Source organism: Myroides sp. LoEW2-1 (assembly GCF_009767705.1).
In the GTDB taxonomy this organism is placed as follows: domain Bacteria; phylum Bacteroidota; class Bacteroidia; order Flavobacteriales; family Flavobacteriaceae; genus Flavobacterium; species Flavobacterium album_A.
In genome coordinates, this window is the sequence record NZ_WSPP01000239.1 from 1 (window position 1) to 13,610 (window position 13,610).

13 protein-coding genes are annotated in these 13,610 nt (G+C 33.9%); 9 read left to right on the forward strand and 4 right to left on the reverse strand.

All coding sequences use genetic code 11. The features are described 5' to 3' along the window. The 3 genes from GOQ24_RS12750 to GOQ24_RS12760 form a co-directional block, all read left to right on the forward strand. Positions 1-1,297 (forward strand): aspartate kinase (locus GOQ24_RS12750; RefSeq protein ID WP_160339853.1); only part of this gene is annotated, 1,297 nt, incomplete at its 5' end. Positions 1,298-1,316: 19 nt separating this feature from the next. After that, on the forward strand, positions 1,317-2,480 hold the full coding sequence (gene lysA / locus GOQ24_RS12755; protein ID WP_155092954.1) for a diaminopimelate decarboxylase: 1,164 nt from the start codon (positions 1,317-1,319) through the stop codon (positions 2,478-2,480). Between the two features lie 87 nt (positions 2,481-2,567). Then, complete coding sequence (locus GOQ24_RS12760) at positions 2,568-2,798, forward strand: hypothetical protein (protein WP_155092953.1); 231 nt, start codon at positions 2,568-2,570, stop codon at positions 2,796-2,798. Between the two features lie 78 nt (positions 2,799-2,876). Here the strand turns inward: GOQ24_RS12760 and GOQ24_RS12765 are convergent, their stop codons facing one another. Together GOQ24_RS12765 and GOQ24_RS12770 are read right to left on the reverse strand one after the other, a co-directional pair. Then, positions 2,877-3,350 carry a hypothetical protein gene (locus GOQ24_RS12765; protein ID WP_155092952.1) on the reverse strand — a complete coding sequence of 158 codons (474 nt, stop codon included), beginning with the start codon at positions 3,348-3,350 and terminating at the stop codon, positions 2,877-2,879. Positions 3,351-3,487: 137 nt separating this feature from the next. Next, positions 3,488-4,717: a porin gene (locus tag GOQ24_RS12770; protein WP_155092951.1), complete on the reverse strand. Its 1,230-nt coding sequence runs from the start codon at positions 4,715-4,717 to the stop codon at positions 3,488-3,490. A 124-nt stretch (positions 4,718-4,841) separates the two neighbouring features. On the opposite strand from GOQ24_RS12770, the gene prmA reads away from it, so the two are divergent. Beyond that, positions 4,842-5,675: a 50S ribosomal protein L11 methyltransferase gene (gene prmA, locus GOQ24_RS12775; protein WP_155092950.1), complete on the forward strand. Its 834-nt coding sequence runs from the start codon at positions 4,842-4,844 to the stop codon at positions 5,673-5,675. Positions 5,676-5,702: 27 nt separating this feature from the next. Beyond that, positions 5,703-5,978, forward strand: coding sequence for an ATP-dependent Clp protease adaptor ClpS (locus tag GOQ24_RS12780; RefSeq protein WP_155092949.1), 276 nt, complete (start codon positions 5,703-5,705; stop codon positions 5,976-5,978). A 57-nt stretch (positions 5,979-6,035) separates the two neighbouring features. On the opposite strand, the gene prfH is transcribed toward GOQ24_RS12780, so the two are convergent. Then, a complete protein-coding gene (gene prfH / locus GOQ24_RS12785; protein ID WP_160339854.1) occupies positions 6,036-6,656 on the reverse strand; it encodes a peptide chain release factor H in 621 nt (206 codons plus the stop codon). A gap of 2 nt (positions 6,657-6,658) precedes the next feature. Continuing rightward, positions 6,659-8,050, reverse strand: coding sequence for an RtcB family protein (locus tag GOQ24_RS12790; RefSeq protein WP_160339855.1), 1,392 nt, complete (start codon positions 8,048-8,050; stop codon positions 6,659-6,661). Positions 8,051-8,662: 612 nt separating this feature from the next. On the opposite strand from GOQ24_RS12790, the gene GOQ24_RS12795 reads away from it, so the two are divergent. From GOQ24_RS12795 to GOQ24_RS12810, 4 genes are all read left to right on the forward strand, one after another. After that, positions 8,663-9,316: a hypothetical protein gene (locus tag GOQ24_RS12795; protein ID WP_160339856.1), complete on the forward strand. Its 654-nt coding sequence runs from the start codon at positions 8,663-8,665 to the stop codon at positions 9,314-9,316. Between the two features lie 3 nt (positions 9,317-9,319). After that, a complete protein-coding gene (locus tag GOQ24_RS12800; protein WP_160339857.1) occupies positions 9,320-10,828 on the forward strand; it encodes a hypothetical protein in 1,509 nt (502 codons plus the stop codon). A gap of 8 nt (positions 10,829-10,836) precedes the next feature. Beyond that, positions 10,837-12,372: a lectin-like domain-containing protein gene (locus GOQ24_RS12805; RefSeq protein ID WP_243731275.1), complete on the forward strand. Its 1,536-nt coding sequence runs from the start codon at positions 10,837-10,839 to the stop codon at positions 12,370-12,372. A gap of 423 nt (positions 12,373-12,795) precedes the next feature. Then, entirely contained in the window at positions 12,796-13,554 is a 759-nt protein-coding gene (locus tag GOQ24_RS12810; protein WP_155092145.1) for a hypothetical protein, read from the forward strand. Positions 13,555-13,610 lie beyond the last annotated feature (56 nt).

Genomic DNA, 13,610 nt, shown 5'->3' on the forward strand with positions numbered 1-13,610 from the left:
GACTTCAGTTGGAAGTCCAGAAAGAATGGAGCAGTTGCTTCCCATTATTCAGTCACAAGCAAGTGATAAACACTTGGTGGTTTTGTCTGCTGTATCAGGCACTACAAATAGTTTAGTAGAAATAGCATGTGAATACCTAAAGGGCGATAAGGATAAAGCACAAGATTTAATAAATACTCTTTACAATACATACAAAACTTTCATAAAAGACCTTTTTAAAACGGCAGATGGTCTGCGGGTGGCTAACGAAGTCATCGATCACCATTTTAAATTGTTAGCAGAGTTAGGGAATGATTTGTTTACGACAATTGAAGAGCGAATTGTTTTAGCTCAGGGAGAATTGATTTCAACCACTCTATTTCACTTTTACTTAAAAGAACAAGGGGTTAGTTCAGTCTTACTAAGAGCGTTAGATTTTATGCGAATCGATGAAGAACACGAGCCTAACTTAGCGTATATCAAAGAGAATTTAAGTAGAGTTTTAGAGAAACACCCAGAGGATAGTTTGTTTATCACGCAAGGTTATATCTGTCGCAATGCCTTTGGCGAAATTGACAATCTCCGTCGAGGCGGATCAGACTATACGGCATCATTGATTGGAGCTGTATTACAAGTGGAAGAAGTTCAAATATGGACGGATATTGATGGATTTCACAATAACGATCCCCGCTATGTTCAAAATACTAAGCCCATTGCTCATTTGAGTTTTGATGAAGCTGCCGAATTAGCTTACTTTGGAGCAAAGATTCTGCACCCACAGAGTGTTTTCCCAGCTAAGCGTTTTAATGTACCTGTACGTTTATTAGATACAATGGACTTGACTGCTTCGGGTACGCTGATTTCTGAACAAATTCAAAATGGCGATCAAATTGTTGCCATTGCAGCTAAAGATGGAATTACAGCAATACGCATTAATTCTTCTCGAATGTTATTAGCTTATGGTTTCCTTAGAAGGGTGTTTGAAGTATTTGAGAGGTATAAAACACCTATTGATATGATTACAACTTCAGAAGTAGCGGTATCTTTAACAATAGATGATACTACCCACTTAAATGCAATTATAGAAGATTTAACTCATTTTGGGCAAGTAGAAGTAGATCACGATCAAACCATTGTTTGTATTGTTGGTGATTTTAAGAGGAATAAGCACGGCTATGCAACAATTGTTTCAGAAGCAGTAAAGCATATTCCAATTCGCATGATTTCGTATGGAGGAAGTGAACATAATATTTCTATTCTCGTTCCATCAAATCAAAAGATAGAGGCGCTAAGATCGCTACACAATAGATTGTTTTAATACATAAGAAGTAAGCATTATGCAGCAAGTAAAAGAAGAATTAAAGAATATACCGACGCCTTTATATTATTACGATTTACCTCTATTAAGAGAAACAGTAGACGTTGTAAAGAGTGCAGCAGATCGCTATGGTTATAAAGTACATTATGCTATTAAAGCAAATAACAACCCGCGTATTTTAAGTGAAATTAGCAGCCTTGGTTTAGGTGCAGACTGTGTCAGCGGTACAGAAATTGAAGTTGCTATAGCACAGGGATTTCAATCAAGTGAAATTGTTTTTGCAGGAGTAGGTAAAACAGATAGAGAGATTGAGATTGCCTTAAAGAATAATATTTTAGCTTTCAATGTGGAATCAGTTCAGGAAATTGAAGTAATAGGAGAAATAGCGCAATCTTTAGATACAGTTGCGAATATCGCCTTGAGAATTAATCCCAATGTAGATGCAAAGACACATCATTATATTACAACTGGATTAGATGAGAATAAATTTGGGATTATGACTCATGAGTTAGAAACCTGTTTAACCCTGATACAAAATAATGCGCATTTAAAGTTAATAGGATTGCATTTTCACGTCGGTTCACAGATAACAGACTTGAATGTGTTTAAGCGTTTGTGTGTAAAAGTAAATGAGTGGAATCAATATTTTTACGATAAAGGGTATACGCTACCTATTCTAAATTTGGGAGGTGGTTTAGGAATTAACTATATGGAGCCAGATGAAGAATCAATTGTGAATTTTTCAAATTTCTTCTACTTGTTTCACCAATTATTAGAGCTTAAGCAGGGACAAGAAGTTCACTTTGAGCTTGGAAGGTCGATTGTGGCTAATTGTGGAAGTCTGGTAAGTCGTGTATTGTATATAAAGAATGGATTAAAGAAGAACTTTGCCATATTGGATGCAGGAATGACAGAGTTACTGAGACCCGCTTTGTACCAAGCCTTTCATAAAATAGAGTATTGGAGTGAAGAAACTGACTTGGAGAGTGATAAAGTTGAGGTTGAAAGATATGATGTAGTAGGACCTATTTGTGAAAGTAGCGATTGTTTTGGCAAGGAGGTTAATTTGCCAAAATTAAAGAGAGGTGACTTGATTGCTATACGTTCAGCTGGGGCTTATGGAGAAGTAATGTCGTCAAGATATAACCTTAGGCAGCCACTGAATTATTTTTATAAAGAATAATTGTATAAAAGTGTTTGTTAATAAAAATAGTTTGCTATTTTTGAGTTCAGACCTATAAGGAATGTATAATTAGAAAATAGATAAGATATGACATTAGGAGACATTGATGTGGCAGGAGAGATAATTGATTTAAACTTTCAATTATTGAGAACGCAAATATTATTAGAAGAAGTTTTAAAGCACAATGCAGATACTTTAAAATTACCTTCTCCAGAGGCAATGACAGAAATTAACGAGTTTGCTTTAAAATCAATTCAGGCTAAGTTCCCGAATATGAATATAGCAAGAAAAGAAGACGAAGTTGCAAAGTCTGAATAATAAAATAAAACGCCTATTGAAATACTCAATAGGCGTTTTTGCTTTATAATGATAAAAAATTATGAACTGATGTGTATGTTAGAGGCATAGACCCGCATTCCATTCTTCGTGACCTCTATCTTTCCAGCATTGGTAACTTTCTTTGATTTTGATTACATAGTACTGATCATTTTGAACTCTCATATCCATTACTACTTTTCGGGCTTTCATGGAATCATCCATAATACAGTCTTCCAACAAGGTCACTGTAATTTTCTCTGGATTATCAGTTGTTCGCTTTAATACGTACAAATAGTTACCTTCTGCATGTTTATCTTCAGGAGCATATTCTTGCATAATTTGCTCTTCAGAAGATAGTCTTTTCTTTTTTATAATAGTATTAAGTCTGTCGATTTGGTCATCAGAAATAATGCGATACTCCCTGTCTTCAGCAGTTTCGGTTGTATTCAGTATTACTCCATCTTTACTTAGAATACTACTATTGTTTCTCTTTGCACATCCTCCAATTAGTAAACTAAATAGTAAGGGGATAGTCATTAATAAGTTTTTCATTCTCAATAACCTTAATCATATAAACAAAGATAGTCATTCGTTAGATGAGTGATTTATATAAATAAGTGAAATGTTTTATAAAGAATGGTTAATTTATTTATTTCTATTTAGTTAATTATGGTGAAAAATAGGTATTATTAAATACCTATTTCAAATTGTAATCTAAAATACCAATTGTTTTTAGAACTTCCTTGGTTAAATGTCAATTTATCATACGTTAACTCAGCTTGGATTTTAAATGCGTGTTCCCATAAATATTTAGTCGCACCCAAAGTGAATTCGGTTGTATTTGGCATATTTAACTGTTTGTATAGATCATCGTGCATTGTTTGTGTAGAAACTCTACCAATTAGCTCGTAGTTGCTTGGGAAAACGTAACTCAATTGATAATCTAAACCGTGTCCTGCATATACAGATCTCGTAAGAGGTTCTCCCGCATCTTGCTGTAAATAAGTGATAGGGTCACTTAGATTTCTACTCATATAAGATAACATCGCAGCCCAACCATTGTACTTCAGGATTGCATCTCCCATAATTGCTCTGAAAGAACGAGCTTCATATAGGTTATCTCCCGTTTGCCCTTGTGTTCTTTCTGCATTATTATTGTAAGAGAAAGTACCAGCAACCATTAATTTAGGAGAAGTTTCTCTTGCTAAATCTCCTTCAAAGAAAGCTCCATTATTTTTGAAACTACCAAATGGGAATAGTTCTACACGTCCAGTTAAGGCATAGCTATCGCTCTCTGAGCCACTCCAGTTTCTCCCTCTACCTGTACTTACCGCAGTTTTTACGTTATATCCGAAGTTGTCCCCTTTTTCTTGTAAATAGTAAGCTTGGATACCAAAATCACGATCGATATTGAATTTAGCATTGTTAATTGATCGATCTGTTAATTGTAAAGCTCCAGAAGAATTGGTTCTCTGTCTGTTTCCTGGTAATTTTGTTTGACCAAAAATAAAGTTCCAATTTGAGTTAGGGCGATAAGTTAAAGCTGCATCTCGAATAATATTAGGTGATTGTCCATCTTTTTGTGTTCCCATATCTTTTGGTGTAAAAGACAATTGGATAACATAAAGGAATTTTGGATTACCAACGTATCCGTCAAAGCGCAAACGCAGTCTTCTTATTTCACCTTCATATTTAGTACTTTCATCTTGATTGCTTATTGCAGTCAAACGATTTTGCATTCTAAAGCGAATGTTTAATTGAAATAAACTATCCGCTGAAGTCATACCCAGTCCTTTACCAAAGTTGTAATAGGGTAACTGAGCTAATTTCATGTCATTATTAGTTTCGATTTTCTTTTCTTCTTGAGCGAAAAGTGTCATGGAAAATAACAAAACGATAATGGTGTAAATTTTTTTCATAGAATTAAAATGTGTTGTGAATTGCAAAATTAGCATTAGTTTTGCAAAAAATTATTTCCTAATGTTTCCTCAGTGTAAAGTTAATGTTATGAAATGGTTAAGTTTTAAAAAAAAATAGAAGAATATGGTATATATTGGTTATCATTTCAAAGTAGAACCTAAAGAGTTAGGGACTGAGATATTGATTGCAGAGTTAGGAGAAAGAGCTTTTGAGAGTTTTGAAGAAACAGAATTGGGTGTTAGTGCCTATGTACAAAAAAGTTTATGGACTGAAGATATCTTAGAAGGTGTATATATATTGGAGTCAGATCAGTTTACTATTACCTATACAAAAGAAGAAATTGCTCAAGTAAATTGGAATGAGGAATGGGAAAAAAACTTTGAACCAATCGATGTTGATGGGATTTGTTATGTAAGAGCTCCATTTCATGAGAAAAATGGTTCGAGATTTGATATAGTAATAGAGCCAAAGATGAGTTTCGGTACAGGACATCATGAAACAACGTTTATGATGATTCGCCAAATTCTGAATAATGACATTGAGAACAAACGAGTTTTAGATATGGGATGTGGTACATCTATTTTGGCTATTTTAGCTTCAATGCGAGGTGCTGCTACTGTAGATGCTGTAGATATTGATAACTGGTGTTATGAAAACTCAATTGAAAATGCAGCGAGAAACAATTGTAAGAATGTTACAGTATATGAAGGTGATGCAAGTATTTTATCAAAAGAGCCTATTTACGATGTTATCTTAGCTAATATTAATCGAAATATTTTGTTGAATGATATGGAGAAATATGTGGCGTGTTTGGTACAAAATGGGGAAATTTATTTCAGTGGCTTTTATACAGAAGATATCAATGCAATAAAAAAATCAGCAGAAATGAACGGATTAAGATTTGAAAATCAATTAGAAAGAAATAATTGGGTATCTTTGAAGTTCGTAAAAGAATAAAAATAGTTATTATTAGATTCATTGACTATGAGTACAAAAGAAAAGATTCAAGAAAGTGTAGACGTAGCAGAATTGATTAATGGAACAAGTGAACTTGTTCTTCACAATGATGATGTTAATACATTTGATCACGTAATTGAGACATTAATTCGAGTTTGTAACCATTCTGATATACAAGCAGAACAATGTGCAATGTTGGTACACTACAAAGGAAAATGTACCGTAAAAACGGGAGAGTTTGACAAATTAAAGAATCAATGTTTACAATTGTTAGATGCAGGTTTAAGTGCTGAAATTGTGTAGGTTGATTCACGGGAATTATAAAAAGCGGGAGTAGTTATTTAACTACTCCCGCTTTGTTTATTTAAGATCGAATTTTATACCTACAAATGTTTTAATCGGATTACCTCTTTCAACTTTTGTTTGGTTTAGCCACGTATTTTTTTCATGTAACTTGACTTCTTTTAATGCCATATTTTGAAGTTTAGCAATGATTCTTTCAGTAGCTAATTTCTTATTTTGGTGCTGTGATCTACTATCCATAACCAGTATTGTAATACCAGTAGGAATATGCGTAGCTCGGACAGCTGAGCTAACTTTGTTGACATGTTGTCCACCGGCTCCAGAGCTGCGTACAGCTTGGTATTGAATATCACTATCTGCGATAGGAATATCGCTTATTTGATTGTTTTCAAAAATACCTATATACCAATTCTTTCTTTTGTGATTAGGTCTAAAGGGACTTGTACAAATCCACTGTATAGTACCCAACCAATTTGCTAAGAATGAATCCACTACAGTAGTGGATCCTTCTAATTCAATGAAATTAGATGAGTCATAACTATCTATTTCACTTTCAATTCGCCTTGTTTTAATATTGGACTCAACAGCGGCGTCTATAAAAAGCTGTGTGATCTTTTTAACGGCAAAATCACACTCTTGAGGACCTCTACCTGATGTAATCTGAATAACTTTTGCCATAATTACTTATCCATTCTTACAAATTTTGGGGTAAAGCTTCCCAATACTTTTACTAATTCGCTTTGAGCTTGCATTACTGCATTGATGTCTTTATAAGCCATTGGGGCTTCATCTACACTACCTCCTATAAGCTGTACGCCAGTAGAACTAAGTTCTTTTTTAATCTCACTCTTGGTAAACTTTTGTTTACATGCCGCGCGTGAGTGTAGGCGTCCTGCTCCATGAGAGGCAGAATTTAGGCTCTCTGCATTTCCCAGACCTTCGACTATATAGCCATTAATAGTCATAGATCCAGGTATTATTCCCAATTGTCCTTCTGCAGCAGGAGTTGCTCCTTTGCGGTGAACAATTAATTCTTTGTTGTTAATCACTTCTTTCCAAGCGAAGTTATGATGGTTTTCTATAGTGAAAGCTATCTGCTTACCTAATGCTTTAGCAATGCGACGGTGTATATCATCGTGGCAAGCTTTTGCGTAATCTCCTGCAAGATTCATGGCTAACCAATACTCTTGTCCATCATGTGTGTTGAGGTCTAACCAAGCTAAATGCTGAGCATTGCTTGGTAGAGGACATTGTTTAGTCGCAAGATAGGTATAGTGCTTGGCGATATTTGCCCCTAATCCTCTTGATCCGCTATGTGAAAGAACTGCAATATATTCTCCAGGCTCGAGTTTCCACTCAGGTTTAGTCTCTGTCAATCTGACGATGCCAAACTCTACAAAGTGATTACCACCACCTGATGTTCCCAATTGTTTATAAGCTTTGTCTAATAAACCTTTGACAAAGGGGATATTCTTAAATTCATCTCTACTGAATACCTCGTGATCAGCTTTTACTTTATGTGTGTCATACATACCGAATTTAGTGTGTTCTGACAAAATGTTTAGTAACTGATGGTCTTTACCTTTTAGGAAATTAGCAGGTAAATTAAAGACTGACATACTCATGCGACAGCCTATATCTACTCCAACTCCATAAGGGATAACTGCGTTATCAGTAGCTAATACCCCGCCTATAGGTAAACCATATCCATAGTGTGCGTCAGGCATTAGTGCTCCCTGTACTGCTACAGGTAGTTTTAAAGCAGTGAACAGTTGATACTTCGTCTGTTCGTCAATAGCATCTTCCCCATAAATAGAGAACGGAGCTCTATTGGTATTGAGTTGATGTTTTTTGACTTCTACTTGTTTGATCATACTCTCTGCTACTTTTCCCCAGATACCATCTCCCATAAAAGATTCAGGATTCTGTAGTACAAGTTTAGCTTCTTCAAGTATGCTGTTTTTATTCTCTTTTTTCTTATATCTATTTACTTGCCCTAAGGCGATGTTTATGGTGTTATTTTGAGGAAACCCTATTTTAATAAAGTCTCTCCCAGAAAGTTTCCTTCCCATGATGTAAAATTTAAATTGACTAAATGCTCAGTCCATGTAAATAGGACTGATTTGATTTTTACTGAAGATCTTTAGCATCTATCAGTCAATTCGGGGTTAATCTCGTTAAGGGTCCGGAATAAACAAAAAAAAGCCCGAATCAATCTTCGGGCTTTTCTATTATATGTAAAATTTAGATATTTTAGATAAAAGTAGCACGAAGACACACCCCAGCAATCCCTGCTGATGCGAATGATGTAGAAGTATAATTTAGTACAAACATTGTTCTTCGTTTTTAATGGTTAAACTTTATTTCGTTGCAAAGATTCAGTAAAATATTTGAATTGTGCAAGGAAAAGATTGTGTTTTTAGGTAATTATCTGTGCACGATGTTTTTACGATTAGTAAATGTATTGTATTATATTGTTTTTTGTTAAAGAATATAAAATAAAAAGTGTTTTTTGTAATTAAATTAGTATTAAATCGTGTAATGTGATTTATGTTTTCATATTTAGGTTTTGTTGTGTGTTTTTATTGTTAAATAAATTGTTTTTATTCTTAATTTTGTTTTTTGATTTCGCATAGTGTTGCGTAATTGTGTTTTATTGTAAAAAAAAAGAAAAAAATTAAGAAATGAGAAGATTGTTATTGTTAATGGGAATATTAGTAGGAACTAATATTGGGGTGTCTTACGGGCAGGTTGTACTTGGTGGCGGTACGTTACCAGCAGAAGGTGCATTGTTAGATTTGAAGTCTAAATCGGCAGATGCAGATAATGTTACTGGAAGCAAAGGTTTTATGCTGCCAAGAGTGATGTTGACAGATATTAAGAAGTTAACCCCTATGGTTAAGACGGAGACTCCTGAGAATAGAAAAGAACACATAGGATTGCAAGTGTATCACGTAGGTGGTGGAGCAAGTACAATATCACCAGGTCTAAAGATTTGGAACGGTGAGAAGTGGGATGGATTAAATGCTGCTCCTACTAGACAATGGATATATATGCCTCCATTTCCTATTAAGATGTACGATGCTACGGAACAGAAGATCTCTTTATATGATGAGTATGTAAAACAAATCGGTAATAATGGTCATATTGGAGGGGGAATTGATTTGTGGGGTGCTGATGAGGTAGAATTTGAGATAATAGGTTTTGATAAAACAGCTTTTAGTGCTATTCGAATAGAAAGTCCTGATGCTAATGGCAAACATTATTTAATTTATAAAGCTAATGTTGGAAAGCTGACAGCAGCTTCTTATTTGAATATTATTATTGTTAAAAAATAGGATATGAGGAAGAGTTTTATACTTATAATTAGTTTGACATTGTTCTTATTTTGTCAAACTAAGTTATTGGCTCAGTTTCCATATCAGAGTACATTGACTAGTGGTAATGAGTTTGCGCAATTTAATAGTAAAGCTTCAGTAACTTTTGATAAAAATGGTGCTACTTTAACCCCGGCGACAGGTAGTACTACAAGAGGCTTTTATTTGAATGACTTAGCTTTTACAGTTAATCGTGGGTTTATTATTGAGTTTGATTATTTAATGACAGGAGGGAGTGGTTTTGCGGATGGTTTGGCATTAGTTTTATTTGATGGATTGGTTACATCTCCTCAGATGGGATCTGATGGTTCTGGATTAGGGTATTCTTATAAGACCTCAAGTAGTGGGGGATTGAGCAAGGGATTTTTAGCTGTCGGTGTTGACTTATGGGGAGCTTTTAAATTTCGTCGTGCAGAGAAAGATGAATATAGGAATGGAATCAAAAATGGAGCTGCAAATAGTACACTTACTAATCCTAAAGATAATAAAGGTGCTGAAGCTAAGAGTCACGTTACCATTAGAGGGCAAGGTAACGGTAGTAAAGGATATCCTGTGCTAATTACTCAAAGTACAGAAGATTTTGAATCTCGTACTCAACTTGACTTTAGTTCTGGTAAATATATTGCAGTGCCTGCTCCACAGGAGACACCTTTTAATTTTAGTTTAAGAGAGAATAAAAAGAGTAATGAAGATGATATTGCCGCTACTTATGGACATCCGTCTTATCGTAGAGTAGAAATATCAATGTTGCCAGGTGAAAAAAATACTCTTAAGGGATTTTATCTTTCAGTTGATGTGCTACATGGGTCTAGCAAAAGTCGTGTGATTAAGGATTATTTTTTACCAGATGAGGCTTCAATTAAATATATAGAGGCTACTGCACAAAATAAAGATATTGAAGAGGTTTTAGATTTAAAAGCACCTAATACTTTTAAGATCGGTTTTGTTGCATCTACTGGTGGTTATAACCAAAAACATATTGTTAGAAATTTGAGTTTGTACATGCCTTTTTCACCTTCAATTAGAGATTTGTTTTTAACTGATATTTGCAAAGATGTACCTACAGAAATTGATATTTTGGCTAATAGTGTTGGGTTTGACAACAATAAATATCAAGGGGAAGGTGATATGCATGATTTAGGAAGTTCAGATTTTTTAGATGCTTATAGTTTTCAGTTTAGAACATTAGTGAATGGTTTGTATGAAGATACAGCCCAGCCTTATATTGCAACTACTAACTATGGTACTTATGAGTACAATCCAGCAACAAAGAAAGCTATTTTTACACCTAAAAAAGGTGTTGCCATGCCTGTTTCTGATCAGGTTTTTTTTACGATACGAAATAAAGAGAAAGTGTTGTCTGATGGTACTAATTTAGGAAGTGAACAGTTTAGATCTAATACCGGAACAGTAAGATTGACGTTTGGAGTGAATTGCAACGAGGTTTTAATGGTAAATGGTAATTCAATTTAATTATGAACATGAAGAAATTATATAAATACAGTAAGTTATTTTATTGTATAATGTTATTAGTGGTAAGTCAATTAGCTTTTGGGCAGAAAAATAAATTTCCTTATTTTAATACAGGGCAGACCTCAGAAGGTTTTAAAATATTAGGTGAGAGTACTAAAGACAAACCTTCACCTGGATTGATAACGTTTACTAAGGATGGAATCAAGTTGATAGATAATTATGAACAATATGCTGGTGTAGCTTTAGATAATTTAGAATTTACTACAGAAAAAGGTTTTATATTGGAATTTGAATTTGGTTTGGATTCTGGTTCTGCTCAACCGAGATATGGTGATGGTATCGCCATGGTATTATATGACGGATCAGAGGCCAATCCAACTATGGGAGCCAAAGGGGGAGCTTTAGGGTATGCCCCTCGTAAACACCTTACCAGTTCGAATTCAAAATTAGGTTTTTCTAAAGGTTTTCTTGGTTTGGGATTGGATTTATATGGGAATTATAAAAACATAATGAAAAACAAGGATGAGATTAGAAATGGTCTTATGACTGACGATGCTAAAGGTAATTACGTTGTGTTGAGAGGACCTTATAGTCCGACTTCTCAGTATGATGGATATCCAGCTCTTTTTGCTATTAATACTGTAGAGAATAAGAATTATTTTTTAAATAGAACTACGGGGGCTGTTGAGATAAAATCACGAGGTTTTGAAGGACAGCGTTTTGATATTAGAAGTGGAAAAGCAAATGTTAGTATTGGAGATGTAGGATATCGAAAAATTGTTATTTCATTAGTTCCAGGTATTGATGATGTTAACAGTGAGAATGGTTTTTTCATTTCGGTTGATGTACTTCATGGAGATTTTAAATCAACGGTTGTTAAAAACTATTTTATTCCTAAGGCAGGTAAGATTGATTATATAGAGCAAGTAACTGATAAAAATTCAGAACGTAGAAGTCTTGACATCCTTGTTCCTCAAAGTTTAAAAATGGCCTTTACAGGTTCTACTGGAGCAGCTTCTATTCGTGCACATATTCGAAATATTGCTTTGAGTCTACCTTTTTCACCTGTAGCAAATGATATGACCTATCATGGAGTTCTTCCTGATATTCAAAATGTTTTTAAACCATTGTATTCTGCGTTTGGGTATAATAGCAATGTCTATTCTGTTTTGAATCCACCTATCAAGTCAGTATTGTATTTAGATAAATCTTCATTTAGATTTAAAAAGATGGATCCAGTGACAAAGCAAGTTGTCTTGACACCTAACCCTTATGAGTTAAATGAACCTGGTGTTGGAACATTTACTTATGACAAAGATAGTGGGGAAGTTAGCTTTGTTCCAGAAGAAGGATTTGCAGGAGATGCACCTTATGTTTTTTACTATGATATCAAGAATTCGAAACCGGCAACTGGTGTAGATATAAGTATTGAAGAGTATCGCTCTAGAACGGCAGCTATTACTCTGAATTTTGTAAAAAAAGGTACGGGAGTTGATCTTTATCCAAGTCTTATTATAAATAAAGGAATTAAGAAAATTAATTAAAAAGACCTATATACCTATACTTTTTTAAGTAGTTGTAGACTTTATAACTTAGTGGAATTAGTATTATAGAAAATCTTCAAAAGCATAAGCTTTTGAGGATTTTTTATTTATTAAAGACTGCCTAACCATTATGGTTTTAATACATTTAGGTATTGTAAATTATACTGTTGTAAATTTTCTTTTATTAGCAAGTTTCCTTTTGTTAATAAAAAATATTCATTGAATATTAAGATTCATAATAATGATAGTGCTGTATGAGTGGTATTATCTTATTTCTCTATGAAACATTTAAATTAGTTGGAGTTTAATCATGTATACTTTATTAAATACGGCAATCAGACAATAGGATCTGTAGCTATTTTTTATATTCATCTTTTTTCAGTGTTTTAAAAGGTTACCTTTGTGTATCTAAAAAATAAAAAAATGAGAAAGATTTCTTTATTATTGTTAGGCATTTTGCTAACAACGTTTCAATCATGTGTAATGAAAGAGGAAATACATGTGAGTAAAAAAGGAAAAGTAGATTATGCTTTTAATATAAACTTTTCTGAGCTTTTGAAGGTCTCTCCAGGTGCAAGTAAAAGCATGGGAAAAGATATTGATAATGCAATTGATTTTTTTAATGGACAGGAGCTTACAATAGATCAGTATTTGGATATTATTTTAGCTAAGGAAGATAACGCAGCATTTAAGAAAGATAGTTTAAAGGCTGCTCATCCAGATATATTTGCGAATTTAGAGAATCTACGTATGCAGTTTACTGTAAACGACAGTATAGGAGATATTTCTTTTAAGATAGATTCAAAAGACGTAACAGAGTTGAATAATGCTTTGAAAGGATTAGAACAGATAGGTAAATTGACAGGAAAAAATGATAAAGCAGCTAAAGAGAGTTTAAGTGTAAACTCTGTTATAAGCGATAAAACTTATTACGAGTTTAAAAATAATGTATTTGAGAGAAAGGTAAAGCCAAGTAATAAGGAAGGGGAGAAACCGACGATGGAAGGGATGGAACAAATGTTCACTTATGTAATGGTGGTTAGCTTTGACAAAAAGATTAAATCAGTATCCTATGATGATGCTAAAATTAGCAAGGACGGTAAAAGTTTTACTAAAGAGATTAAGATGGGGGATATCATAAAGGACCCGAGTGTACTCGGCTATACAGTAGAATTGAAGTAAAGTATACCTATAAAAAAACCGAACAATATTGTTCGGTTTTTTTATAGGTATACTAA

Bases quoted from the DNA above. Each gene is read 5' to 3' on its own strand.
- lysA (WP_155092954.1), top strand. From the start codon at position 1,317: ATGCAGCAAGTAAAAGAAGAATTAAAGAATATACCGACGCCTTTATAT.
- GOQ24_RS12760 (WP_155092953.1), top strand. From the start codon at position 2,568: ATGACATTAGGAGACATTGATGTGGCAGGAGAGATAATTGATTTAAAC.
- GOQ24_RS12765 (WP_155092952.1), bottom strand. From the start codon at position 3,350: ATGAAAAACTTATTAATGACTATCCCCTTACTATTTAGTTTACTAATT.
- GOQ24_RS12770 (WP_155092951.1), bottom strand. From the start codon at position 4,717: ATGAAAAAAATTTACACCATTATCGTTTTGTTATTTTCCATGACACTT.
- prmA (WP_155092950.1), top strand. From the start codon at position 4,842: ATGGTATATATTGGTTATCATTTCAAAGTAGAACCTAAAGAGTTAGGG.
- GOQ24_RS12780 (WP_155092949.1), top strand. From the start codon at position 5,703: ATGAGTACAAAAGAAAAGATTCAAGAAAGTGTAGACGTAGCAGAATTG.
- prfH (WP_160339854.1), bottom strand. From the start codon at position 6,656: ATGGCAAAAGTTATTCAGATTACATCAGGTAGAGGTCCTCAAGAGTGT.
- GOQ24_RS12790 (WP_160339855.1), bottom strand. From the start codon at position 8,050: ATGGGAAGGAAACTTTCTGGGAGAGACTTTATTAAAATAGGGTTTCCT.
- GOQ24_RS12795 (WP_160339856.1), top strand. From the start codon at position 8,663: ATGAGAAGATTGTTATTGTTAATGGGAATATTAGTAGGAACTAATATT.
- GOQ24_RS12800 (WP_160339857.1), top strand. From the start codon at position 9,320: ATGAGGAAGAGTTTTATACTTATAATTAGTTTGACATTGTTCTTATTT.
- GOQ24_RS12805 (WP_243731275.1), top strand. From the start codon at position 10,837: ATGAAGAAATTATATAAATACAGTAAGTTATTTTATTGTATAATGTTA.
- GOQ24_RS12810 (WP_155092145.1), top strand. From the start codon at position 12,796: ATGAGAAAGATTTCTTTATTATTGTTAGGCATTTTGCTAACAACGTTT.